Origin of the sequence: Arthrobacter jinronghuae (assembly GCF_025244825.1) — a bacterium.
Taxonomy (GTDB): domain Bacteria; phylum Actinomycetota; class Actinomycetes; order Actinomycetales; family Micrococcaceae; genus Arthrobacter_B; species Arthrobacter_B jinronghuae.
Genome location: NZ_CP104263.1, coordinates 3445649 through 3470296 on the forward strand (window position 1 = coordinate 3445649; position 24648 = coordinate 3470296).

Consider the following 24648-nt stretch of genomic DNA (forward strand, 5'->3'; position numbering starts at 1 on the left):
GTGACGACGTCGGCAGCCGGGGACGCTGACAACATCACCTTCGAGTCCGCCGTCCTGGAAGTGGAACGCGAGTTTTCGATGATGCTTGCCGCCGCGCGGGGGACGTTCAAGGACGCCGCCGCGGCGGTCCATCCGGGCCTGCAGCCGCTGGGGTTCACGGTGCTGATGACCCTGTACCGCGGCGGCGAATGTCCGCAGGGCAGCGTGGCCGAGGCCCTTCAGGTGGACAAGGCCCTGCTGAGCCGCACGGTGTCCCAGCTGGAAACCCTGGGCCTGGTGGTCCGCCGGGCGAACCCTTCCGACGGGCGGGTCCAGCTGCTGGACCTTACTCCGGAGGGTCGGGTCCGCTTCGAGAATGCACATTCTGCGAAGCGGGCCCTCCTGCGGGACCGGCTCGGCAGCTGGACTCGGGCCGAGCTCCAGAACCTTACCGACCTGTTGAAGAAGCTCAACGAGCGGGACTGATTCCGGCCGCCGTTTCCGCTGCCAGCGGCAGGGACACCGTGAATTCGCTTCCCTGCCCCGGGCTGCTGACGAAACTCAGCTTTCCCCCGTGCGATTCCACAATGTTCTTGGTGATCACCAGGCCCAGGCCGACCCCGGGCACAGCCGAGGCGACAGCACGGCGGGACCGGAAGAACTTGGTAAATACCTTTTCCTGTTCGGCCTTGGTCATTCCGATCCCGGTGTCTGCAACGGAAAGGCGGACCGCGTACTCGTCCTGCCGGAGGCGGATTGTCACTGTCCCCCCGTCAGGGGAGTACTTCACGGCGTTGGACAGCAGGTTATCGACCACCTGGGCCAGGCGCTGCGGATCCGCGTCAACGGTCAGCGACGCCGGAACCTCCGACACCAGGTCCACCCGTCCCGCAGCGGCCTTCGGGGATACGGACACCACGCCTGCCCGCACGATTTCGGCCAGGTTCACCGGCCGGCGGTCCATTTTGGTGGCTCCGGACGCTACGGACAGCAGATCGGACACCAGCGCCAACAGCCGTTCCGAGTTGCGCAGCGCAACATTCAGCGCTGAGGTCACCTCCGGCGACAGCCCCTCCTCGTCCAGTGCGAGGTCAAGGTAACCCATGATCGAGGTCAGCGGGGTCCGCAGTTCGTGGGACACGCTCGCCACGAATTCCTCCTGGGCCGCGACGGCATGGACCAACCGGCTGACGTCGCTGTAGGCGATCACCGAGCCGGAAAACGCTCCTTCCGTCCTGATGGGCCGGGCGGAGACGTTGAGGGCTATCTGGTTTCCACAGTCCAAGGAACCGAACCATACCAACCGGTTCGAGAAGGACTCGCCCGCGACGGCCCGTCTCACCGGACTCTCGGCGTCGGACAGGGGCGTGACGCGGTCCGGACCAAAAATCGGCCGTTCCCCGCCCGGGGCGACTTCCCCTTGAACCCTGTTCCAGGCGGACTGGAGATGGGCGTTTGTCAGCACGGTCTTGCCCTGCGCGTCCACCACAAGCAGGCCGACGTCGATCGTGTTCAGCACCGTTTCCAGCAAGGCTTCGCGCTCCCTGCTCTTCGTCAGGTTCGCCTGCAGGACGCGGTCTTTCTCCTCCAGTGCCTTCTGCTTTTCCCGGGTTTCTTCTTCCGCTGCGGCCCGCGCTGCTTCAGCCGCCTCAGCTTTGCGCAGGGCAGCCACCAGTTCCCGCTCGTAGAGCCTGCGTTCGGAGGCGTTAAAGACGGCGATCCGGTCCACGCCTGCCCCGTCTCGGGCGTCTTTTTCTTCCGAGCGCACCCCGGAGAGGAGAACCGGAATCAGCTCCCCGTCTGCGGACACCAGCTCCGCCGCCATTTCGTTGAAGCATCCCGCCACGGCCAGCTGAGGAACCGCATAGGAAGCGAATACCACCCGGTCCCCCACGGGCATCAGGTCAATGATGTTGCCGCCGAGCAGCCCCTCCCTGGAGCGCCCGGTCCATGAGGCCAGAGTCCGGTTGACATCCAGGATCGTTCCGTCCGTGGTGAGGACGAGATATCCGGAGGCAGCCGAATGGAAGTGTTCCTCATAGTCGGCGCCCCCGGCGGCGCCCATGTCCTTACCGGCAGAGCTAGGCACGGGCAGTCACCAACAGGTACTCGAGAATGGCCTCCGCCGTCTCCCGGGGTGCGCTGAGGTGTGGCATGTTTCCGCGGGCTTCGAGTTCCACGCGGGTACTGTCAGGAAGATGGTTGTGCAGGAACAGCGACGCCGGTTCCGGGGTCAGCGGGTCCGCCCTCGACTGCAGGATCAAGGCCGGGACAGACACGTCGGGGAGCACCTGCCGGACATCCGTGGCAAAGGACATCTGCAGGGAGTTCCGAACATACTCTGGGTGCAGGCGGCACATCTTGTCCGCCAGCTCCACGCTGACCTCGGAGTCAGAATCGTCGCCCGCTATCTCCGGAGCCATCGCCCTTGCCCATAGGGGGTAGTTGGCCTCCACGGCGTTCAGGACACCCTCAATATCCTCCGCTCGGAACCCGCCGATATACCCGTCGTCATTGATGTAGCGGGGCGAGGTGCAGAGCAAAACGAGACGCGCAATCCGTTGGTTACGGGCCGCGACCGCCAGAGCCATAGTGCCGGCGATGCTGTGCCCGACGACGGTGGCGTCCTTCAGCTCCAGGACCTCCAGAATCTCGGTCAGGTCCGTCAGATAACCTTCCAAGGCAGCGTATTTGGCGGCGTCGTAAGCCTCCGGATCGGCACCGCCGGTTCCTACATGATCAAACAGCACCACTTTGTAGGTGTCCGTAAAGAACGGCAGGATCCGATTCCAGATCACCTGGTCACAGCCAAATCCCTGTACCAGCAGCAGTACAGGGCCATCTGGACGTCCAAGCACCCGGACATTGTTGCGCTCAATTACTGCCTGCGCATTCATCCTGCACCTGCTTTCGGTTGGTTTATTCGATGCCGACCTGAGGGCTTGGCAGCGGACTGCAGCCCGCTGCAAACGTTGCTAATGGGCGGCGCGGTCAGCGGACGGAAGAGATCGGGAAGTTCACGGACATCCGGCGGAGAATTGGAGCGACACGGGCCGCTAGTGGTTCTGCGCGGGAGTTCTACGCCGTTTTCCCTACAAGGACCAGGCGGATTCTTCCGGGGGCGGCGGGGAACTGACTGTGGGCCGTGCCGGGGCTGCGAAACCAACCCGGACGAGGGGCTTGCCGCTCGTTTTACACATGAAGTAGAGACCTTATATCGAGACTTTGTTCAATCGCCGGCAAATTGCCGCCAAGGAAGGCACGCAGCAACGCGTGAAATTCCCCGTTCGAAATCTAACAGAATGACCGCCACAGGAGAAAATCAGGCTGCTTAGCTTTCCATTGTGTTTGCGTTCCGGGAATATCCATCCCCGCTACCGCCGAGTTCCCCCAGAATCCGCGCCAACTCCGCCCGGTCCCCCGGCTCCAGAACGGAAAAGAACTCGTCCGCCTCGCGCTTCCGGTCCGCCAGCACGGTTTCCCGCAGCCCCTCCCCCGCTTCGGTAAGCGTGAGCAGCGTAGCCCGGCGGTCGGAGGGATGCGCCCGACGCTCCACCAGCCCCTTGGCGGTCAACTGGTCCACCACCTCCGTGGCCGAGCGCGGGGCAATGCGCAGCCGCTCCGCCAGTTCCTTCAGCCGCAGCCCGGGCTCACGGCCGGCGTCGGCGGAGTCCTGCGCACCGTCGTGCGCCGCTCCGTGCGCCTCGGGCCCGTGCCCCGCTGCCCGGGCCACTGCACTCAGCGCCCGGAACTGGTGCGGCGTCAGGTCATACGGGGCCAACTGCTGCATCCACCGCTTCCGCAGTCCGCGGAATGCCGTATGCATCAGTTCCCCCAGGGCCGCCGGATCGGCAGAAGCATCAGTCATGGAAACAGTCTACCCATTTCGTGGTAACCACATAATGAGGTAACCTCTGCATTAGCTGCCGAATCGCATCTCGCGGCAGCAACAGGAGGAACCATGGCTATTCCCGAAGCGGCCCCCGAAGGCCCCGGAAGCGGCAGAGGCCCAGGCGGCGGCCGCGGCCCCGCAAAGCTGAATCCCGCCGATCAAAAGCAACTGAACCGACACCCGGTTCACCTGCGGCGCATCGCCGCACTATTCGCCCCGCACAAGGGCACCATCGCCGTCGTCGTCCTGCTGATCACCGCCTCGTCGGTGGTCGGCCTTGCACAGCCGTTCCTGGTCCGCGCCGTGATTGACGACGCACTGCCGCACGGCAACACCCGACTGCTGCTGTTCCTCACCGCTTCCATGGTGGGCGTGGCAGCGCTGACCGCCGCCATCGGCGTCATCCAGACCTGGCTGGCCACCAGCATGGGCCAGCGCGTTATGCACACCCTGCGCGTTGATCTTTTCACTCACCTGCAGGCCCAGTCGCTCGGCTTCTTCACCCGCACCCGCGGCGGGGAGGTGCAGTCCCGGCTCACGCACGATATCTCCGGCATGCAGTCCGTGGTCACCACCACCGCCACGGGCGTGGCCTCCAACCTCACGACGGCGGTCGCCACCGCCGTCGCCATGGTGGCCCTCTCCCCCGGGCTGAGCCTGATCTCGTTGGTGGTGCTTCCGCCGGCCATCTGGCTCTCCCGGCGGGTGGCGATGATCCGCCGCGATGTCACCGACGAACGCCAGCGCGAGCTCGCCGCCCTGCACACCCAGGTGGAAGAAGGCCTCTCGGTCTCGGGCGTCCGCCTGGCCAAAACGCTGGGCACGGTTCCGCGCGACGCCGACCGGTTCCGCGCCCGCTCCGAAACCCTCGTGGGACTGGAACTGCGCAGCCAGCTCGCAGGGCGCTGGCGGATGGCCACCATGCAGATTGTCTTCGCAGCTATTCCGGCCGTCATCTACCTCGCCGCCGGCTTCCCCGCCACCAGCGGCGGCATGACCATCGGCACCCTGGTGGCCTTCACCGGACTGCAGGCCGGCATTTTCCGGCCGGTCATGGGCCTGCTGAACATCGGCGTGCAGTGGGTGACCGCCCTGGCGTTCTTCAGCCGGATCTTCGAATACCTGGACCTCGAGCCGCAGATCCGCCCCGCGGAAAACCCGGTCCAGCTGGACCCGGCAGCCGTCCGCGGCGACGTGCGGTTCGAGGACGTTCACTTTGCGTACGACGACGGCACCGAAGTCCTGCACGGCATCAACCTGGCGCTGCCCGCAGGGACCGCCACCGCCGTCGTCGGACCCACCGGCTCCGGCAAGAGCACTCTGGCATCCCTGCTGCCGCGGCTCAACGACACCGGCTCCGGCCGCGTCACCATCGACGGCGTGGACGTGCGCGAGCTGGCACCCGAAGACCTCGCCCGGATTGTCGGCGTCGTCTCGCAGGAGACCTACCTGATCCACGCCTCCATCCGCGAGAACCTGCTGCTGGCGGATCCGGATGCCACAGATGAGCAGCTCTGGTCCGCGCTTGCCGCCGCACAGATGGCCGACACCGTCGGCGCCCTGCCGGACGGCCTGGACACCCTGGTGGGTGCGCGCGGCCACCGCTTCTCCGGCGGGGAGCAGCAGCGCCTCGCCATTGCCCGCACCATCCTGCGCAATCCGCCGGTGCTCGTCCTGGACGAGGCCACCTCGGCGCTGGACAACACCACCGAAGCGCAGGTGCAGCTGGCTCTGGAGCGGCTGTCCGCCGGGCGCACCACACTGACCATCGCGCACCGGCTCTCCACCGTGGAGAACGCGGATCAGGTGGTGGTGCTCGACGCCGGGCGGGTCATCGAAGCGGGCACGCCGGCCGAGCTGCGGGCGGCCGACGGCGCGTTCGCCCGGCTTGCCGCGCATACCGCCACACTGGAGGACAACCTCAGCCGCTAATCTGCGCGGCGCCGGCCGCCCCGGCCGGCGAGGCCTGGCAGAGGCAGAACGGATGGCCTGCCGGATCCAGGAACACGCGGAAGGTCCTCCCCAGTTGCTGCTCGTGCTTGGTTGCCCCAAGCGCGAGAACCGCGGCTTCCCCTTCGTCCAGATCGTCCACATCGACATCGATATGCATCTGCTGGGGAACATGCTGGCCCGGCCAGACCGGCGGAGTGTAGTTTTCCACCTTCTGGAAAGCGAAGCGCTGGCCGGTGACGTCGGAGATTTCGGTCCAGTCGCCGTCGTACCCGTCCAGGTCCACCTTCCAGTCCAGGAGGGCGCCGTAGAAGATGGCGAGTGCCTCGGGGTCCGGGCAGTCGATAACTGTGCTGGGTACTCGTGCGATAGCCATGGCTGGAACCTTAGAGCACCCTGCCGCCGGCTGTCACGGGAATTTTTGCTCGCCAGCTAACCCGCCGGCGCCGGGCTTCAGTCATCCTTCCAGCCGACGCAGAGGCAGAACGGATGGCCGGCCGGGTCAAGGAACACCCGGAAGGTCTCCCCCGGCTGGTACTCGTGCTTGGTTGCGCCAAGGGCGAGGACCGCCGCTTCCCCTTCGTCCAGATCGTCCACATCGACGTCGATATGCATCTGCTGGGGAACGTCCTGGCCGGGCCAGGCCGGCGGCGTGTAGTTCTCCACCTTCTGGAAAGCGAAGCGCTGGCCGGTGACATCGGTGATGTCCGCCCAGCCGTCGTCGTCCACGCTCACCTTCCAGTCCAGGAGGGCACCGTAGAAGGTGGCGAGTGCCTCGGGGTCCGGGCAGTCGATGACAGTGTTGGGAACTCGTGCGATAGCCATGGCGGGAAGCTTAGGACCCTCTGCCGCCGGCTGTCACGGGAATTTCGGCTGCCGGTTTACATTTCTGCTGCCGGTTTCATGTGGCAGCCGTCGCCTAGCCCCGGGTCTGCATCGCGCGGTTCAGGGCAACCAGCGCCCCCGACGCCGCCTCCAGCGCTGCCCGCTGTTCCGCATTCAGCCGCTCGATGCCGGCACGGATAGGACCCGCCCACGCGTGGGCAATGACCTCGTTCTGCGCCCGCGCCTCCTCGGTGGGCAACAGAAGGCTGACCCGCCGGTCCGTCGGGCTGCTCGACCGCGTCACCAGCCCGCGCTCGGCCAATGTACGGACGGCGGCACTGGCATTGCTCTGCTTGAGCCCCATCAGCCGGGCCAGCTCCGTGACCGTCAGGCCGGGGTTGTCCAGTACATGCTTGAGCACGGCCAGCTCGGTGTTCGGCAGCGGCTCGATCCCGGTGATCTCGGGCGCCTTCCGGTGGATGTTCCAGGAAAGATCGCGCAGCAGGTCCGCAATTTCGCGCGTTGCCGCCGGTACGCCGTCGTTCGTCATGCCAACGATCCTAGCGCATATCTTAGTATATATATGTCTACATATGCTATGCTCGCTCGGCACTCAAACGGTTTTAGAAGAAGGTTTTTCATGACGAGCACCACGCTCCCCGCACCGCCCACCAAGCGGCCCAACGCCGGCATGCTGACAGGCATCCTGGCCCTGCTCACCGCAGTGGCCCCGCTGTCCATCGACATGTACCTGCCGGCCTTCCCGCACATGGCGCATGACTTGAACACGAGCGCCACCGGCATCCAGCTCACCATGACGGCGTTCCTGGTGGGCCTGGCCCTCGGCCAGCTGGTCATCGGCCCGCTCTCCGACGGCATCGGCCGCCGCAGGCCGCTGCTGATCGGCTCCTTCGTCGCCCTGCTGGCCACCGTGCTCTGCGCTGTTGCACCGAACGTTGAAATCCTGGCCACCGCCCGCTTCCTACAGGGCCTTGGCGGCGCCGCCGGCATTGTGCTGGCCCGCGCCATTGTCTCCGACACCTCCCGCGGAGCAGCAGCCGCCAAGCTCCTGGGCGTGCTGACCATGATCAGCGTCATTGCCCCCGTGGTCGGCCCGCTGGCCGGCGGCGCCATCATTGCCGCCGGCGGCTGGCGGATGGTGTTCTGGGTCCTCGCGGTTCTGGTCCTGCTGATGTTCCTGGGCGCACTGTTCGGCGTGAAGGAAACACTGCCCGACGCCGACCGCAACCGCGGCGGCCTCAAGACCACCTTCCGGGTGGCGGGCGAGGTGCTGCGCAACCGCAACTACACCGGCTACCTGCTGACCTTCTGCTTCTCGTTTGCCGGTCTCTTCGCGTACATCGCCGCCTCCCCGTTCGTTATCCAGAATGTCCTCGGGATGTCCGAGACCCGGTTCTCGCTGGTGTTCGCCATGAACGCCGTCGCCATCACCATCGTCAGTGCCGTGGCAGCCGCCCTTGCGGGCAAGGCGCCTTACCGCCTGATGATCGGCATCGGCCTGGCCGTGGCCGTCCTGGCTGCCGCCGGCATGCTGATTTCGGTGTCCAACGGCACCCCGCTGGTCCCCACCCTGGTGCTGTTCGCCGTGTTCCAGGGCTCCCTGGGCCTGATCTTCGGCAACGCCACGGCGCTGGCCCTTGAAGAGGCTGGGCACCACGCCGGCACCGGTTCCGCGTTCCTGGGCTCCCTGCAGTTCCTCCTGGCAGCCCTTGTGTCCCCGCTGGTTGGCCTGTGGGGCGAAGAGACCGGCGTGCCGATGGGCGTTGCCATGGTCGGCTTCCTGGTCCTGGCCGCCGCGTCCTTCCTGCTGTTGACGCGCAGGAACACGTCCGTGGAAGCTCCGGCCGAAGAGGCCGCAGTAGTCTAGGCATGCTCTTCCCGTAACAAAGAACGTGCCGCCCCTCCCGAAGGAAGGGCGGCACGTTCTTTTGTTCTCAGGGAGGGCCGGAGCCTAGCTCCGGACCGGTTCCTCCACCTCTGAGTGCTTCTCATCGACGTGCGGATGGCGGCGCTCCAGGGACGCGCCCTCGACGTCGACGTCCGGCAGGATCTTGTCCACCCACTTCGGCAGCCACCAGGCCTTGTCGCCGGCAAGATGCATCAGGGCCGGGATCAGCAGCATCCGCACCACGAAGGCATCAACGAGGACGCCGAAGGCCAAGGCGAAACCGATCGGCCGGATCATCGTGCTGTGCGAGAAGATGAACCCGCCGAACACGGACGCCATGATGATGGCGGCCGCGGCAACCACCGAGCGGCCGGCGCGGAAGCCCTGGGCCACGGCGAGGCGTGCAGGGGCTCCGTGGACGTAGGCCTCCCGCATGCCCGAACCGAGGAAGAGCATGTAGTCCATGGCGAGTCCGAAGAGGATGCCCGCCAGGATGGTCGGCAGGAAGCTCAGGATCGGGCCGGGGGTTTCCACGCCGAAGATGCCGGACATCCAGCCCCACTGGTAGATGGCCACCACGCCACCGAGCGCGGCGAAGTAGGACAGGATGAAGCCGAGCGTGGCGATGATCGGAACAAAGATGGACCGGAACACCAGGATCAGGATCAGCAGGGACAGTCCCACCACCACGCCGAGGTAGAGCGGCAGGGCTTCGCCCAACTTCTCGGAGATGTCGATGTTGCCGCTGGCGGAGCCGGCCACGCCGATCTCATAGTCGCCGTTCTCGCCCTCAATCGGGGACATGCCGCGCAGCGAGTTCACCAGCGCCTCGGTGGATTCACTCGTGGGGCCTTCTTCCGGGATGACCTGGAAGGCGGCCACGCTGCGGTCCTCGGAGGTGCCGATGGGGGCGACTGCCGCCACGTCGTCCTGGTCGAAGATGGCGCTGGCAATCTCGTTCTGGGCTACCAGTGCTTCCTCTTCGCTGGGCTCGCCGGGCAGCTCGGCCACCAGCAGCAGCGGGCCGTTCTGGCCTTCTCCGAACTTCTCAGAAACTGCAGCGTAGGCCCGGTACTGGGTGGTGTCGTGGGATTCGGAAGAACCGTCGGGAAGGTTCAGCCGGAGGTCCATGGAAGGCACCGCCAGCAGCAGCAGCGCGGCAATGGAGGCAACAACCGTGATCACTGCACGGCCGGTCGACATGGGCTTGGCCTCCGCGAGCTGGGGGCGGCCTTCCTTGGAGTCGGCGCCCTCGGCCGGGGTGATGGCAGCGCGTTCCTTGCGGCTGAGGATGCGCATGCCGACAAGCTTCAGCAGTGCCGGGGTCAGGGTGACCGCAACCAGGACAGCGATGGCAACACAGGCTGCCCCCACGGTTCCCATGAGGCCCAGGAACGGGATCCCCGTGATGTTCAGGGCGAGCAGGGCGATGAACACGGTGGCACCGGCGAACACCACGGCATTGCCGGAGGTGCCGTTGGCCAGCGCAATGGATTCCTGCAGGGAGAGGCCGGTCTTGAGCTGCCGGCGGTGTCGGTTGACGATGAACAGTGCGTAATCAATGCCCACTGCCAGGCCAAGCATCAGGCCGAGTACGGGGGTCACCGACGCCATTTCAACCACGCCGGAGAAGGCCAGTGCGCCGAGGGCGCCGATGCCGACACCGATCAGGGCGGTCAGCAGCGGCAGGCCGGCCCCGATCAGGGTCCCCAGCATCACAAACAGGACAATTCCTGCGATGACGAGGCCAACTACTTCACCGATGCCGAAGAGTGCAGGCACCGCGGCAGAGATCTCGGCGGAGTAATCGACTTTCACCCCGTCGATAGGCTCGTCTTCAAAGACGGCCACTAGTGCGTCCTTGGTTTCCTCCGTCACTTCCATCTGCGTATCCGTGAAGGTCACGTTCAGGATGGCGGCGCTGCCGTCCTCGGAAACCATGCGGATCTCCTCCGCCATGTCCAGCAGGGCTGCGCCCTGTTCGGCCTGCACCGCGCCGGCTTCCAGCTCTTCACTGCCGGCGTCCAGTTCCGCGCGCTTGGCATCCAGCTCGGCCTGCTGCGCGTCCAGTGCGGCCATCATTTCGGCGGGGGTGCCGGCCGCTTCGGCCTGCTGCCGTGCGGCGTCGAGCTGGGCCTGCCCGGCCTCCAGCTGGGAGCGGCCGTCCTCGATCTGGGCGCGGCCCGCCTCAACCTGCGCCAGGCCTGCCTCGAGCTCCTGGCCCTGCTTGGCACGGTCCGCCTCGGTGGCAAACGGATCAATGACGGCTTCCACGCCGTCCATCTCGGCGGCCTTGGTGACCCACTCAGAGATTTCCTGCTGCTGGGTATCGGTGAAGCGGGAGCCGTCCTCCGTCTGGACCATCACGGAACCAGAGCCGCCCGATGCCTGCGGAAGCTTCTCCTGCAGGCGTTCGGTGACCTGGGTGGTGGGCGTGTCGGGAATGGAGAAGGCGGTGGTGAGGGTGCCGCTGAAGAGCGTGTAGGCCACACCGGCCACCACGAGCACAGCGAACCACGCCGCCAGCACGGAGCGTGCACGGCGGGCTGCCGCTGCTCCGAGGCGGTAGAGGAATTCAGCCATTGAGAGTCTGTCCTTTAGAGGGATGGTTGGAGGAAACTACGGAACTAGGGCAGGGTTGGCCGGCTTGGCCGGCCGGTCCGGCGGCATGGCCGGACCGGACGGTATCAAGGAGCTGGTCCAGCATCGTCGCCCAGCTGCGCCGGGACTGCGGGGTGTCAACGGCGCCGGTGGCGCAATGCCAGTGGTGGTAGAGCACCCCCAGTCCGCTGGTCAGGGCGCCCACCAGAAGGTGCACGCTGAGTTTGTCGGCCTCGGGGTGGCGGCTAAGCATTACGGCCGAAAGCCGTTCACTGAGCTCGGTGAACGCCCGCAGGGCCATGGGATGTGCCGTCACCGCCGGGCCCCCGTCGCCAAGCACGCGGTTCAGGTAAGCCATGGGTGCCACCAGATCCGCGTTGCGGAACGCCTCGGCAATCTCATCCAGCACTGCCGGGCGGCCGACGTCGGAGGTCGGGACGGCCGTCAGGCTGGCGACGGCAGCGCTGAGTATGTCGCTGCAGACCTCCGACACAATGTCGTTGACGGAGGCAAAGTGGTTGAACACCGTGCGGCGGGAAACATCCGCGCGTTGTGCCAGCTCGTCCACGGTGAAGTCCGTGGCCTGGCGCTCGTCCATCAGCGCGGCCGCGGCAGCCACAATATCCTGCCGGTGGCGGCTTTTCAGCGCTTTGCGGCGATCTTCAACCGGGAGGATGGTAAGCACGCTTCTACACTACGTGCATCATTGCACTGGGTGCAAACGGTTCCGGAAGGCATCAGCTACCCTTCCGGCCTCCACAAACACCCCGTCACCCTGTTCCATTAAGACTGCACCGACATCCCACGGAGGAGACCCCATGAGCACAATCTTGGTTGCAGGCGCCACCGGCAGCATCGGGCATCTGGTTGTTGAAGAGGCCCTGAGCGAGGGTTACACCGTTCGTGCCCTGGTCCGCGATCCCGCCAAGGCAGCCCGGATACTCCCTCCGGCAACGGAGATCGCGGTTGGGGACGTAACCCGACCGCAGACCCTGCCCGCAGCAGTGGAGGGAGCGGACGCGATCATCCTGACGCTGGGTTCCGATGCCGGAGGCTCAAGCCCCGAGGACGTGGACTACGGAGGAGTGCGCAACCTCCTCGAAGCCCTGGCCGGGCGCCGGGTCCGCGTGGTGCTGATGACAGCCATCGGCGACACCAGCCGGGCCGCAGGATACGGCCATCTTCTGGACTGGAAACGCCGTTCCGAGAGGCTGGTCCGCGCCAGCGGCCTGCCCTATACGATCGTGCGGCCCGGCTGGTTCGACTACGCGGGCCCCGACGAGCACCGCCTGGTTGCCCTGCAGGGTGATACCCGGCGCACCGGAACCCCGGCCGACGGCGCCGTCGCCCGCCGCCAGATCGCCCAGGTACTCGTCCACGCGCTTTCTTCGGACGCGGCCGTGGGCAAGACCTTCGAGCTGGTTGCCGAGAAGGGCCCGGCCACCGAGGACTTCGATGAATTCTTCGCTCCGCTGGCACCGGACCGGTCCGGCTCCCTGGACGGGGTGCGGGACGAGGAGAACATGCCCCTGGCACAGGAACCCGAGCAGGTGCGGGCCGATCTGGCGGCGGTGGGCGGGGCCTGACGCGAAGTGTCTGGTCAGTACCGGGCGCCCTCGGGCTGCGGTGCGTTGTTGAGCATTGCCAGGTCCTCGTCACTGAGCACCAAGTCCCCGGCAGCCACGTTTTCACGCAGGTATTTGGGGGTTTTGGTGCCCGGGATCGGAATTACCCACCGGCCCTGCGCCACCACCCACGCCAGCGCCACCTGGGCGGGCGTCGCCCCCACCCGTTCGGCGACGTCGTGCACCCGTTGCACGATGGCCAGGTTTGCCTTGAGGTTCTCCTGCTGGAACCGCGGAAGCCTGCGGCGCATGTCATCAGCCGGCAGCTGGTCGAAAGAGGTGAAGCGGCCGGTGAGGAACCCGCGGCCCAGCGGTGAGAAGGGCAGGAACGCGAGGCCCTGTTCCTCGCAGTAGGATACGACGTCGGCAAGCCGGTCCCGGGTCCAGAGCGAGAGCTCGGACTGGACGGCGGTTACCGGGTGCACCGTCTGTGCCAGCCGGATCTGTTCCACGCTGGCCTCGGACAAGCCGACGGCCCGGGCCTTGCCGTCACGGACCACCTGGGCCATGGCGCCCCAGGATTCCTCCAGCGGCACCTGCGGGTCCACCCGGTGCAGGATGTACAAGTCCACGTGATCGGTGCCGAGCCGGCGCAGGCTCGCATCAATGGAGGCGCGGATGTGCTCGGGGCGGCCGTCCTTCTTCAGTCCGGGCATGGTCCCGGCGGCCGGGGCCTCGGTGCTGACCTCCAGCCCGACCTTGGTGGACAGGACCACCCGTTCCCGGTAGCCGTCCTTCAGGGCCCGGCCCACGAGTTCCTCGTTGGTGTAGGGGCCGTACACGTCGGCGGTGTCAATCAGGGTGGTGCCCAGTTCGACCGCTCCGCGGATTACCGAGATGGAGGTTTCTTCGTCGCGTTCCGCGTCCATGTCATAGGCGTAGCTCATGCCCATGCAGCCCAGGCCGATGACGCCGACCTCGGGTCCGTTGGTTCCTAGGGAAGTTGTGCGCATTGCAGTCTCCTTCGTGGCGGAGCGGACAGGTTTAAGGCTTAACGCTTACTTCCAGCAGACCGTCCCGGATGCGGGTGGAAAAGGACGGCTGCGGGGCAGTTGCCGGACCATGAACCGGCTCCCCCGAATCAACGGAGAAGGTGCTGCCGTGCCAGGGGCAGACGATACACAGCTCGTTTTTCACCTCCCGCAGTTCACCCTCGTGCAGGGGGCCGCCGAGGTGGCTGCAGGTGTCAGCCAGGACGGAGACCGCTCCGTCCGCGGCGCCGTCGGTCCGTTTGAGCACCATGAGGCGCACCGCTCCGAGCCGGGCAGGCTGGGGAACTCCTGACGCGAATGCGCCCACGGGCCCCAGCGAGTGCCACCCCTCCGGCACCTTCTCCGCGAAGTCCTCATTGCGGTTGACCCCCGCACCCTGCCGGTAGGACAGGTGTCCGCCCAGGAAGCCGCCCGCTCCGGTGACCGCCAGGCCGGTGAAGGCCAGGGCCCGGCCCAGTCCCGTCCGTCCCCTCCCGCGCGCCAGCCAGGAGGCGGAGTACAGGCCGACGGCGAGCACGTTGGCGCCCTGGTGCACAATCCCGGTGCGCTGCTGCTCGGTATCCAGCTGGGAGAAGTCCGCGGCGCCGGCGAGCGCCGTCGGACCAGCCGCAGCTACGCCCACGCCCACCAATGTCCGCGCGGCCCGCTCATTGCCGGGCAGCACGTCCAGCACGGCCGCGGACACCCACGCTCCCAGCGGCACCACGATCATCAGCGGGTGCAGGGGATGCCCAAGGGGGACGCCGTGCAGGACGTCCCTCACGGCAGGCCAGGGCATTACCGCCTTCACGGCCTTTGCCACCCATCCGGCTGCAGGATCCAGCCAGCCCGCGTTTTCCAGTTTGTCGGCAACAGTAACTACGGGCAGTCGGCGCATGGCCTCTCCTCATGGGGATAATCAGCTGGTGGACTGCACAGGGTAGGCCCCGCCGAGGTCGTGCGCCACCGAAACCGCGGCACCGAGCCGCCGCCGGGCACTGTTGCGCCGGCCCCCGGCTCGGGGACCAAACCGGCCTAGAGCGCCTTCCCCGGGTTGAGGATGCCCAGCGGGTCCAGCGCGGTGCGGATGGTGTGCATGACCTCCAGGGACACCCCGCCCAGCTCCTCCTCCAGCCAGTCCCGCTTGAGCAGCCCGATGCCGTGTTCGCCGGTCAGAGTGCCGCCCAGCCGGTGGGCGAGGTAGAACATCTCCCCCAGGGCCGCTTTCGCCGGGCCCGTGGTCACCGAGTCCTCCGGGTCCAGCACGATCATGGGATGCAGGTTCCCGTCCGAGGCATGCGCGATGGTGAAGATGCGGACCCCGGTGCGGGCGGAGATTTCTTCGAGCCCGCTCACCACTTCGGCCAGCCGTCCCCGGGGAACGCCGATATCGCCGATGGACACCCGGCCCAGTTTCTCCAGCGAGGGGATGGCTTCCCGGCGGGCGGTGATCAGCGCGGCTGCATGCTCGTCGTCGACGGCCCTTTCGCAGCTGCCCAGCGTCGACAGGACGTCCATCACCACGTCCTGCTCAAGGAACGCCCCGTACCCGTCCGTCTGCACCAGCAGGAACGCTCCGCCCTTTGAGCGGTAATCCGTTCCCATGGCCATGTCCACCGCCTCCAGCGTTTGTCCGTCCATCAGCTCCATCACGGAGGGCTGGATCCGGGCGGCTACGACGGCGGACGCTGCCTGGGCAGCTGCGGTGACATCCGGGAAGAACGCGGCCACTGTGGCGGTATGCACCGGAAGCGGGCGTAGCCGCAGCGTGGCTTCGACCACCACGCCGAGTGTCCCCTCGGAACCGATCATCAGGGCGTTGAGGTCGTAGCCGCTGACACCCTTGATGGTTTCGCGGCCGGTCCGCAGTTCCCGTCCGTCCGCCAGGATCACGCGCAGGGCCAGCACCGACTCGCGGGTGACACCGTACTTGGCGCAGCGCATCCCGCCGGCATTCGTGGCAATGTTGCCGCCGATGCTGCAGATGGCGGTGCTTGCCGGATCCGGTGCATAGAAGAGTCCGTATTCCGCGGCAGCCGCATTGAGGTACGCGTTGAGCACTCCGGGTTCCACCACGGCCAGCTGCTCCTGGGGGTCGATGCGCAGGATCCTGTTCATGCCCGAAACGTCGAGCACCAGTTCCCCGGCCCGGGAGGACGCCGCCGCGGCGAGCCCGGTGCCGGCTCCGCGGGGAACCACGGGCATGCGGTGTTCGGTGGCCAGCCGGAGGGTGGCGACGACGTCGTCCGCGGTGCGGGCGAACACCACGCCGTCCGGCAGCGAGTCCGGAACGAAGCCGGACCTGTCGGTGCTCACCCGTTGCCGGTCCGCTTCCAGGACGGAAACGGAGGGAAAGCCGCTTAGGACGGTGCTGCCGGACCCGGCGGCGTTAGCGGGAACCGGGTCGAGGGAATGCGTGCTCACGGGATTTCTCCTTGTAGTTCGGTGGAGGTCGGGCAGGGGTCAGGGGACCATCCAGCCAAGAACCGAGGTGGACTGCAGCCAGATGAGCACGGTGATGAACGCCAGCAGGCCAAGGCTCCAGCCGATGAGTTTGCGCAGCAGTGTTCCTTCCGCCCCTTCCAGGCCGACGGCGGCTGAGGCGATGGCCAGGTTCTGCAGCGAAAGCATCTTGCCCATAACGCCGGCGGAGGAGTTGGCTGCGGCCATGAGCGTGGGTGACAGCCCGGTTTCGTTGGCTGCGGCCACCTGCAGGGCACCGAACAGGGAGTTCGAGGAGGTGTCGGACCCGGTCAGGGCCACGCCGATCCAGCCCAGTAGCGGGGAGAGCAGGGCGAAGAAGCCGCCGGCGGAGGCCAGGGCAACCCCGAGGGTGGTGGTTTGGCCGGAAAGGTTCATCACGAAGGACAGGGCCAACACGGAGCAGACGGTCAGGATGGTCCAGCGCAGCTGCTTCAGCGTTTCTCCGTAGACGCGCACTCCGCGGCTAGCCGCGATCCGGTACAGCACCATGGTGATGATGCCGGAGAAAAGCAGCAGGGTGCCGGTCGCCCGGATGTGGTCAAAACGCAGTGTCTGGGCGGCCGCCGGTTTGCCGTTGTTTCCGGTGACGTCGAGTCCCGGCCACAGGAAGGTGGTGCTGCCGATGGAGGTCAGCCAGGTCTTGACCACGGGAATCTGGGCAATGGAGAACACCACGATGATCACCAGGTAGGGGGCAATGGCCATCCAGACGTCGTGTCCGGATGGCCGGCCGGTGGCGGATGTGCTGCCGCTGGGGGCACGTTCTCCCTCCCCGCCGTCTCCTGTGCGGCCGCCGTCGGCGCCGGCACCCATGGCGGTTGCCCCGGCGCCCCCTCCGGTTCCGGCGCCGGCTCCGGCCCCTGGCGCTGAACCGCGGCCCGAGCCGGTGAGGGTGTCCGTTCCGACGGATTCCGTTTCAGAAACCGACGCGGTTTCCCCTGCCTTCTCGGCCTCCCGGGTTTCCCCGGTCATGCCGATGATCTCGGCCGGCTGCCAGACCCGAAGCATCAGGAGTACCGCCACTACTGTCACGACGGCGGCAACGACGTCGGTCAGTTCCACAATGAAGAAGTTCGAGGCAGCGAACTGTGCCAGCCCGAAGGCCGCTCCGGCGACGAGCGCAACCGGCCACGTCTGCCGCAGACCGCGTTTACCGTCCACCAGGAAGACCAGGATCAGCGGAACCACCAGCGCAATGAAGGGCGTCTGCCGTCCGGTCATGGAGGACAGCTCCTGCAGCGGGATGCCCGTGACGCCGTTCAGCGCGATGATCGGTGCCGCCATGGCGCCGAAGGCCACCGGAGCCGTGTTGGCCAGCAGGGCGACAACGGCGGATTTCAACGGCTTCATGCCTGCGGCCATCAGCATGGCCGCCGCGATGGCTACCGGCGCTCCGAAGCCGGCCAGGGATTCCAGCAGGGCACCGAAGCAAAAGGCAATCAGGATGGACAGGATGCGCAGATCGTCCGAGATGGAGCGGATGGTGCGTCCCAGGACCTCAAACCACGGCGTTGCCACGGTCAGCTTGTAGACCCACAGGGCGTTGATCAGGATCCAGAGGATGGGAAAGATGGCATAGAAGGCGCCAAGCCCCGTAGCTGAAAGAACCTGTCCCACCGGCATCCGCCAGCCCACTATGGCCAGGATGATGGACAGTGCCAGGCTGATCAGGGCCGCCTGGTAGGCCTTCATCCGGAATACGCCCAGCAGGACAAACAGAATCAGCAGCGGCAGGGCGGCCAGGATGGCGGACAGGGCCAGGGAACCAGCAATCGGATCGAGGGGCTGTTGGAACGCAGCAGCAGTCGTCACAAAAACTCCTTTGTTTTTGTTTCCACATCCACGGTGATGATGCGTTCGACCCTAGGCCCGCCCCTTGGCGGGGTCAACGGTTGGTGCCCACCCGGAACAAAATCGGGCTCCGTCAAACAAATGGGCTCCGTCAAACGGAACCGGGTTAAAACACAATCGCCGCCGCGGTTCCCTGCCGGTAAGGGCCAGGAACCGGGGCGGCGGTGCAGTGGTTACCTATTGCCGCGGATCGGGATTGCGCGGCTGCTCGCTGCCCATATCCGCAGCACCGAAAAGTTTCTCGGCCGGCGAATCGGTGTCGGAATTCGCGCGCGCCATCAACTCGGGATGATGAAGGTCCAGTGCGGGGCGTTCCGAGCGGATCTTCGGCAGCGAGGTGAAGTTGTGCCGCGGCGGCGGGCAGGAAGTGGCCCATTCCAGGGATCCGCCGAACCCCCACGGATCATCCACCTCGACCTTCTTGCCGTGCCGCCAGGTGGCGTAGACGTTCCAGAGGAAGGGAATCATGGACAGCGCCAGAATTCCCGCCCCTATGGTGGACAGCTGGTTCATTCCGGTGAAGTTGTCCTCCACCAGGTAATCCGCATACCGCCGGGGCATCCCCAGCACGCCCAGCCAGTGCTGGATCAGGAAGGTGGTGTGGAAACCCAGGAAAAGCAGCCAGAAGTGGATTTTTCCGAGCCGTTCGTTCAGCATTTTCCCGGTGAATTTGGGCCACCAGAAATAAAATCCCGCAAACATTGCGAACACCACGGTTCCGAACACCACGTAGTGGAAGTGCGCCACCACGAAATAGGTGTCCGAAACGTGGAAGTCCAGCGGCGGAGAGGACAGGATGATCCCGGTTAGACCGCCGAAGAGGAACGTGATCAGGAAGCCGATGCTCCACAGCATGGGGGTCTCGAAGGTGATGGACCCCCGCCACAGGGTGCCGATCCAGTTGAAGAACTTCACTCCGGTGGGCACCGCGATCAGCATGGTCATGAACGAGAAGAAGGGCAGCATGACCGCGCCGGTCACGTACATGTGGTGCGCCCAGACCGTCATCGACAAGGCTGCGATGGCAATGGTGGCAAACACCAGGCCCTTGTAGCCGAAAATGGATTTACGGCTGAAGACTGGGAAAATTTCGGAGACGATGCCGAAGAACGGCAGGGCGATGATGTACACCTCGGGATGGCCGAAGAACCAGAACAGGTGCTGCCACAGGATGGAGCCGCCGCGTTCCGGGTTGAAGATGTCCGCACCGAAGCGCCGGTCCGCGCCAAGCGCGAACAGTGCGGCCGCCAGCGGCGGAAAGGCCATCAGCACCAGGATCGCCGTAACCAGGGTGTTCCAGGTGAAGATCGGCATCCGCCACATGGTCATGCCCGGAGCGCGCAGGCAGACAATTGTCGTGACAAAGTTGACCGAACCCAGGATCGTGCCGAAACCGGATAACGCCAGCCCGAAGACCCACAGGTCACCGCCGAGACCGGGGCTGAACGCAACGTTGGACAGTGGCGTATAGGCAGTCCAGCCGAAGGACGCGGTGCCCTGCGGGGTGATAAACCCGGACAGTGCAATCAGCGAGCCAAACAGGAAGAACCAGAACGCCAGCGCATTCAGGCGCGGGAACGCGACGTCGGGCGCCCCGATCTGCAGCGGCATGATCACGTTCGCGAAGCCGGCGAAAAGCGGTGTGGCGAACATCAGCAGCATGGCTGTGCCGTGCATGGTGAAGAGCTGGTTGTACTGCTCCCGCGTCTGCAGGATCTGCATTCCCGGCTCAAACAGTTCGGCCCGGATGAGCAGTGCCATCACACCGGACAGCGAGAAGAAGACGAAGGACGCGATCAGGTACATAAACCCGATGGTTTTGTGGTCCGTGGAGGTGAGCCAGTTGACGACAATCCGCCCCCTGGACACCGGCACGACCCGGGGCGCTACAAAAGTTCCATCCGGTTCCGCGGTGTATTTCACTGTCGACATGGAACTATCCCGATCCGCCGAAGGGTACTGCCCTATCAGGAAAGACTGTGGTTGGTATCGTATGGCGGCGGCGGACGGCCCGCCAGACCCCTCAGAGAATCCAATGGCAGTGGCACGCGATGCGGCGGCTCCGTTCCGGAACCGGTGCCGCCCGGAGGAAGGGCAAGGCACAATGCAAGGATGGACAACCAGACCCGTTCGACCGAAACACCTCTGCCCCGGACCGCAGTTATTACCGGGGCAGGTACGGGGATCGGCCGTGCTACGGCCCGGGCTTTCCTGTCCGCCGGCTTCCGGGTGGTCCTGGCCGGCCGCCGGGAGGCCGAACTGCAGGAAACCGCCGCCGGATCCGACGCGGCACTTGTGGTGCCCGCCGACGTAACGGTGCCCGACGACGTCGAGCGGCTTTTCGCCGCGGCCGTCGGCGCATTCGGGCGGATAGACGTACTGTTCAACAATGCCGGGACGTTCGGGCCCACGGGCAGCATTGACGAGCTGAGCATCGAGGACTGGAACCGGACCCTGGCGGTCAACGTCACCGGCACCATGCTGTGTGCCGCTGCGGCCGTGCGGCATATGAAGGCCCAGTCCCCGCAGGGCGGCCGGATCATCAACAATGGCTCGGTCTCCGCGCACACGCCCCGTCCGCTTTCGGCGGCGTATACCGCGACGAAGCACGCGGTCACCGGCCTGACCAAGGCAATAGATCTGGACGGGCGCCCCTTCGGCATCACCTGCGGGCAGATCGACATCGGCAACGCCGCCACCGACCTGCTCACGGGGATCGGCGGCGGGCAGGGCGCGCTGCAGGCCAACGGCACCCGGGCGGTGGAACCCTCGTTCCCGGCCGAGGAGGCCGCTGCCGCCGTGCTGTTTATGGCCTCCGCCCCGGCGTCGGCCAATATCCGCTCACTGCTGGTCACCGCGGCCGGGATGCCCTTCGGCGGCCGCGGCTAGGGCCCCGCCCCTAGCTTTCCCGAGCCTTCCGGGTCTGCTTCTCGCTGGCCTTCTGCAGCGCCTCCACCAGCTCGTCCTTGGTCATCTTCGAGCGGCCGGAAATGTCCAGTCGGGACGCGAGTTCATACAAGTGGTCCTTGGACGCGTTGGCGTCCACTCCCCCGGCCGTGTCCTTGGACGAACTGCGCCCTTCGGCGGCACGGGCATCGGAGGGGCCCTTCTGTTCCTTTTCCTCCCAGTGGTCGCCCACCTTTTCGTGGGTGTGCTTGAGGGAGGCGTACGCCGTCCGCGCGGCCCGCTCGCCGTCGCCGTATTCCTCCACCGCTGAATCGTAGGTCTTGGCGAACGTGTCCTGGGCCTTGGCATCCGAGCGCTGCAGTGTCGAAGGCAGTTCGCTCTTCAATGCGTGGTCGTTCTTGCCGGTCTTAGGCATCGTCTTCCCTGTCCGTCGTTTTCCCTACGGTCTACCACCCTTCACGGCACGGGCTCAACCAAAAACTCCCCCTCCGCTTCCGGGGAATGCCCGGAAGCGGCGGAGGAGCTTGGCGGCAAGGGCACGTGCCCGACACGCGGGTTAGGCGGTCGCGGCGGCCTCCTTGATGTCGTTGTCGTCAATGCCGAGCACTTCCAGCTTTCCGCTCTTGCGGTCCGCCAGGTACTCCTTCATTTCCTTCTTGATCACGGGCAGCAGCAGGTACACGCCGAGCAGGTTCACGAACGCGCAGACAAAGAGCGCGGCGTCGGCGAAGCTGATGACCTGGCTGAAGGACAGGACGCAGCCGGCCACGGTGAAGAGCAGGAAGATGACCTTGTAGGCGATTTCCCGGCGCCGGCCCCGCCCGAAGAGGTATTCCCAGGACTTCAGGCCGTAGTAGGACCAGGTAATCAGGGTGGAGTAGGCGAAGAGCGCCACCGCGATGGAGAGCACGATCGGGAACCACGGCAGGACGGTGGCGAAGGCGTCGGAGGTGAGGATGACGCCGTCGGGCGCCGCTCCGCCGCCCTGGACCTGGTCAATGCCTGCCTGCAGGCTGGGAGTGGACGCCATGATGATGGCCAGTGCGGTCATGGTGCAGATGAGCACCGTGTCCACGAGCGGCTCGAAGAGCGCCACGAAGCCTTCACTGACCGGACGGCGGGTCTTGACCGCGGAGTGGGCGATGGCTGCGGACCCGACACCGGCCTCATTCGAGAAGGATGCCCGCTGGAAGCCGACGATCATGACGCCGATGATGCCGCCGGCGAAGCCCTCGGGACGGAAGGCGCCCTCGATGATTGCACCGAAGGCTGCCGGCACGTTCTCGATGTTGACGATGATCACGAACAGGCAGGCCACGATGTAGATGCCTGCCATGGCGGGCACCAGCTTGGAGGTGGTGGCGCCGATCGACTTGATGCCGCCCAGGATCACCACGGCGACCAGGACAGCCAGGACCAGGCCGAAGATCAGGGCCGCACCCGCGCTGCCGAGGAGGCCGTCGTCGCCGCCGGTGACGTTCTGGATCTGCGCGAAGGTCTGGTTGGCCTGGAACATGTTGCCGCCGGCCACACCGAAGATCAGGATCGCGACGGCGAAGATTCCGGTGAGGATCTTCGCCGGCCACCGGCCGAAGCGGGCAAAAGCCACGGGCAGGTACTTGAACGGACCGCCGCTGATCGAGCCGTCCTCATGGACCTCGCGGTACTTCACCCCGAGCGTGCACTCCGCGAACTTCGAGGCCATGCCCAGCAGCCCGGCCAGGATCATCCAGAAGGTCGCACCGGGTCCACCGAGGGCCATGGCCGCGCCGACACCGGCAATGTTGCCCAGGCCGACGGTACCGGAAAGAGCGGAGGTGAGGGCCTGGAAGTGCGGTACCTCGCCCGGATCATCCTGGGAGGAGAATTTGCCGCGGACCACCTGGGTGGCCACCTTCAGACCGCGGAACTGGATGAAACCGAAGTAGAACGTAAAAACGATGCCGGCGATGATCAGCCAGGCGACGACCGCGGGGAAGCTGAAGTCGCCGATGGTGATCGGGAAGAACACGATCCCGGAGAACACAGCTGTAATCGGTTCAAAGAAGGAGTTGACGGCGGCGTCAATGGTGCCGAGCAACCCACCGTCCTCCGATGCCGGTGCCATGGAAACTGCCCGTGCTGCGTTCACTGGATCGAACCCCTGTTTTCTGTAAGCGTGCTGTCGAATGCGACAACATAGCCTCGCTTAACCCAGTGGTATTGCACAAATCACATGCCGTACGTGAGACGGGGGTCAGCACTCCACCACGTTGACAGCCAGCCCGCCGAGCGCGGTTTCCTTGTACTTCGAGCTCATGTCGCGCCCGGTTTCCCGCATCGTCACAATGACTTCATCCAGCGAGACGCGGTGCTCGCCGTCGCCCCAGAGCGCCATTTTCGCGGCGTTCACGGCCTTCGCGGCACCGATGGCGTTGCGCTCGATGCAGGGCACCTGCACGAGCCCGCCGATCGGATCGCAGGTCAGGCCCAGGTTGTGTTCCATGGCGATCTCGGCAGCGTTTTCAACCTGCTCCGGGGTGCCGCCCAGGATCTCGGCCAGACCGGCGGCGGCCATGGACGACGCCGAGCCCACCTCGCCCTGGCAGCCCACCTCGGCGCCCGAAATGGAGGCCTGCTCCTTGTAGAGCACCCCCACGGCGGCGGCTGCGAGCAGGAAGCGGACCACGACGTCGTCCCGCTGCTCCGGTGTCGCGTTCTCCATGCCGGGGCCGTAATGGGTGGCGTAGAACATCACCGCGGGAATGATGCCGGCCGCACCGTTGGTGGGGGCGGTGACCACTCGTCCGCCGGACGCGTTTTCCTCATTCACGGCCAGTGCCACGAGGTTCACCCATTCCTGCCAGAATTTCGGGTCCCGGTTTGGATCCTCGGCGCGCAGCCGGGTGTGCCAGGCCGGCGCCCGACGGCGGACCTTCAGCCCGCCCGGCAGCAGGCCGGTGCGGCGGATGGCGGAGTTCTTGCACTCCTCCATCACGTCGCGGATGTGCAGCAGGCCGGAGCGGATGTCCGCTTCGGTGCGGGAGATTTTTTCGTTGGCCAGCATCACTTCGCTGATACTCAGTCCGCTGCCGGTGCAGTGCTGCAGCAACTCGACGGCGGTGCGGAAGGGGTAGGGGAGGTCGGACTTGCTGGCCTCCAGTTCCAGGGCATCCGCCCGTTCTTCGCCCTCGCGGACAATGAAGCCGCCGCCGACGGAGAAGAAGGTTGCCTCCTGCAGCACGGATCCGTCGGCGGCCAGGGCGGCGAACTTCATGCCGTTGGTGTGCCGCGGCAGCACCGTGAGCGGGTGCAGCACAATGTCCGCCTCGCCGTATTCCAGCGGGCAGGCCACGGCACCGGGAACCTGAGCGCACAGCTGCAGTTTCCGGGTCGCCTCAATGTCGGCCAGCCGCTGCTCCACCTGCTCGGGCAGGATCAGTTCGGGGGCGAAGCCCTCCAGCCCCAGCAGCACTGCAGTCATGGTGCCGTGGCCCCGGCCGGTTGCTGCGAGGGAACCGTACAGGTCCACCCTCAGGCCGGTGACGGCGGCCAGGCTGCCGGCGTCGACCAGCTCCGCCGCGAATACGGCAGCGGCGCGCATCGGGCCCACTGTGTGGGAGCTCGATGGGCCGATGCCCACGGTAAACAGGTCAAAAACGCCGACAGCCAAGG

The 24648-nt window shown here is 66.1% G+C and carries 21 protein-coding genes; 5 read left to right on the top strand and 16 right to left on the bottom strand.

Annotated features, from left to right (window positions below; genetic code table 11):
• Complete coding sequence (locus N2K98_RS16260; RefSeq protein WP_255864612.1) at window positions 1–465, top strand: MarR family winged helix-turn-helix transcriptional regulator; 465 nt, start codon at window positions 1–3, stop codon at window positions 463–465.
• On the opposite strand, the gene N2K98_RS16265 is transcribed toward N2K98_RS16260, so the two are convergent.
• From N2K98_RS16265 to N2K98_RS16275, 3 genes are all read right to left on the bottom strand, one after another.
• Window positions 449–2068 (bottom strand): sensor histidine kinase, encoded by a 1620-nt coding sequence (locus N2K98_RS16265; protein WP_255796484.1) that lies wholly within the window; start codon window positions 2066–2068, stop codon window positions 449–451. The two genes, N2K98_RS16260 and N2K98_RS16265, sit on opposite strands and share 17 nt — an antisense overlap.
• Window positions 2061–2876 (bottom strand): alpha/beta fold hydrolase, encoded by an 816-nt coding sequence (locus N2K98_RS16270; RefSeq protein WP_255864611.1) that lies wholly within the window; start codon window positions 2874–2876, stop codon window positions 2061–2063. Before N2K98_RS16270 ends, N2K98_RS16265 begins: the two co-directional genes overlap by 8 nt.
• A 434-nt stretch (window positions 2877–3310) precedes the next feature.
• Window positions 3311–3847: a MarR family winged helix-turn-helix transcriptional regulator gene (locus N2K98_RS16275; protein ID WP_255864610.1), complete on the bottom strand. Its 537-nt coding sequence runs from the start codon at window positions 3845–3847 to the stop codon at window positions 3311–3313.
• Between the two features lie 93 nt (window positions 3848–3940).
• Here N2K98_RS16275 and N2K98_RS16280 point away from each other — a divergent pair, with 93 nt between their 5' ends.
• Window positions 3941–5803, top strand: a complete 1863-nt coding sequence (locus tag N2K98_RS16280) for an ABC transporter ATP-binding protein (RefSeq protein WP_255864609.1) — start codon at window positions 3941–3943, stop codon at window positions 5801–5803.
• Here N2K98_RS16280 and N2K98_RS16285 read toward each other — a convergent pair.
• The 3 genes from N2K98_RS16285 to N2K98_RS16295 all read right to left on the bottom strand — a co-directional run bounded on the left by N2K98_RS16285 (window position 5793) and on the right by N2K98_RS16295 (window position 7196).
• Window positions 5793–6197: a VOC family protein gene (locus N2K98_RS16285; protein ID WP_255864608.1), complete on the bottom strand. Its 405-nt coding sequence runs from the start codon at window positions 6195–6197 to the stop codon at window positions 5793–5795. The two genes, N2K98_RS16280 and N2K98_RS16285, sit on opposite strands and share 11 nt — an antisense overlap.
• 77 nt (window positions 6198–6274) lie before the next feature.
• Entirely contained in the window at window positions 6275–6646 is a 372-nt protein-coding gene (locus N2K98_RS16290; protein ID WP_255864607.1) for a VOC family protein, read from the bottom strand.
• A gap of 94 nt (window positions 6647–6740) precedes the next feature.
• Complete coding sequence (locus tag N2K98_RS16295) at window positions 6741–7196, bottom strand: MarR family winged helix-turn-helix transcriptional regulator (RefSeq protein WP_255796478.1); 456 nt, start codon at window positions 7194–7196, stop codon at window positions 6741–6743.
• A 90-nt stretch (window positions 7197–7286) separates the two neighbouring features.
• On the opposite strand from N2K98_RS16295, the gene N2K98_RS16300 reads away from it, so the two are divergent.
• On the top strand, window positions 7287–8534 hold the full coding sequence (locus N2K98_RS16300; RefSeq protein ID WP_255864606.1) for a multidrug effflux MFS transporter: 1248 nt from the start codon (window positions 7287–7289) through the stop codon (window positions 8532–8534).
• A gap of 84 nt (window positions 8535–8618) precedes the next feature.
• Here N2K98_RS16300 and N2K98_RS16305 read toward each other — a convergent pair whose 3' ends face one another.
• Window positions 8619–11138 carry an MMPL family transporter gene (locus N2K98_RS16305; protein WP_255864605.1) on the bottom strand — a complete coding sequence of 840 codons (2520 nt, stop codon included), beginning with the start codon at window positions 11136–11138 and terminating at the stop codon, window positions 8619–8621.
• Complete coding sequence (locus N2K98_RS16310; protein ID WP_255796475.1) at window positions 11131–11841, bottom strand: TetR/AcrR family transcriptional regulator; 711 nt, start codon at window positions 11839–11841, stop codon at window positions 11131–11133. Before N2K98_RS16310 ends, N2K98_RS16305 begins: the two co-directional genes overlap by 8 nt.
• A gap of 133 nt (window positions 11842–11974) precedes the next feature.
• Here N2K98_RS16310 and N2K98_RS16315 point away from each other — a divergent pair, with 133 nt between their 5' ends.
• Window positions 11975–12742, top strand: coding sequence for an SDR family oxidoreductase (locus N2K98_RS16315; protein WP_255796474.1), 768 nt, complete (start codon window positions 11975–11977; stop codon window positions 12740–12742).
• Between the two features lie 14 nt (window positions 12743–12756).
• Here N2K98_RS16315 and N2K98_RS16320 read toward each other — a convergent pair whose 3' ends face one another.
• The 5 genes from N2K98_RS16320 to ctaD form a co-directional block, all read right to left on the bottom strand.
• A complete protein-coding gene (locus tag N2K98_RS16320) occupies window positions 12757–13734 on the bottom strand; it encodes an aldo/keto reductase (RefSeq protein WP_255864604.1) in 978 nt (325 codons plus the stop codon).
• Between the two features lie 31 nt (window positions 13735–13765).
• On the bottom strand, window positions 13766–14650 hold the full coding sequence (locus N2K98_RS16325) for a Rieske 2Fe-2S domain-containing protein (protein WP_255864603.1): 885 nt from the start codon (window positions 14648–14650) through the stop codon (window positions 13766–13768).
• A gap of 137 nt (window positions 14651–14787) precedes the next feature.
• A complete protein-coding gene (locus N2K98_RS16330; RefSeq protein WP_255864602.1) occupies window positions 14788–16176 on the bottom strand; it encodes an FAD-binding oxidoreductase in 1389 nt (462 codons plus the stop codon).
• Window positions 16177–16215: 39 nt separating this feature from the next.
• A complete protein-coding gene (locus N2K98_RS16335; RefSeq protein ID WP_255864601.1) occupies window positions 16216–18048 on the bottom strand; it encodes an L-lactate permease in 1833 nt (610 codons plus the stop codon).
• A 216-nt stretch (window positions 18049–18264) separates the two neighbouring features.
• Window positions 18265–20019, bottom strand: a complete 1755-nt coding sequence (gene ctaD, locus N2K98_RS16340; protein WP_255864600.1) for an aa3-type cytochrome oxidase subunit I — start codon at window positions 20017–20019, stop codon at window positions 18265–18267.
• A 180-nt stretch (window positions 20020–20199) separates the two neighbouring features.
• Here ctaD and N2K98_RS16345 point away from each other — a divergent pair, with 180 nt between their 5' ends.
• Complete coding sequence (locus N2K98_RS16345) at window positions 20200–20976, top strand: SDR family oxidoreductase (protein WP_255864599.1); 777 nt, start codon at window positions 20200–20202, stop codon at window positions 20974–20976.
• 10 nt (window positions 20977–20986) lie between these two features.
• Here the strand turns inward: N2K98_RS16345 and N2K98_RS16350 are convergent, their stop codons facing one another.
• From N2K98_RS16350 to N2K98_RS16360, 3 genes are all read right to left on the bottom strand, one after another.
• Window positions 20987–21409 carry a ChaB family protein gene (locus N2K98_RS16350; RefSeq protein ID WP_255796467.1) on the bottom strand — a complete coding sequence of 141 codons (423 nt, stop codon included), beginning with the start codon at window positions 21407–21409 and terminating at the stop codon, window positions 20987–20989.
• Between the two features lie 141 nt (window positions 21410–21550).
• A complete protein-coding gene (locus N2K98_RS16355) occupies window positions 21551–23101 on the bottom strand; it encodes an alanine/glycine:cation symporter family protein (RefSeq protein WP_255796466.1) in 1551 nt (516 codons plus the stop codon).
• A 129-nt stretch (window positions 23102–23230) separates the two neighbouring features.
• Window positions 23231–24646 carry an L-serine ammonia-lyase gene (locus N2K98_RS16360; protein ID WP_255796465.1) on the bottom strand — a complete coding sequence of 472 codons (1416 nt, stop codon included), beginning with the start codon at window positions 24644–24646 and terminating at the stop codon, window positions 23231–23233.
• Between the last annotated feature and the right edge of the window lie 2 nt (window positions 24647–24648).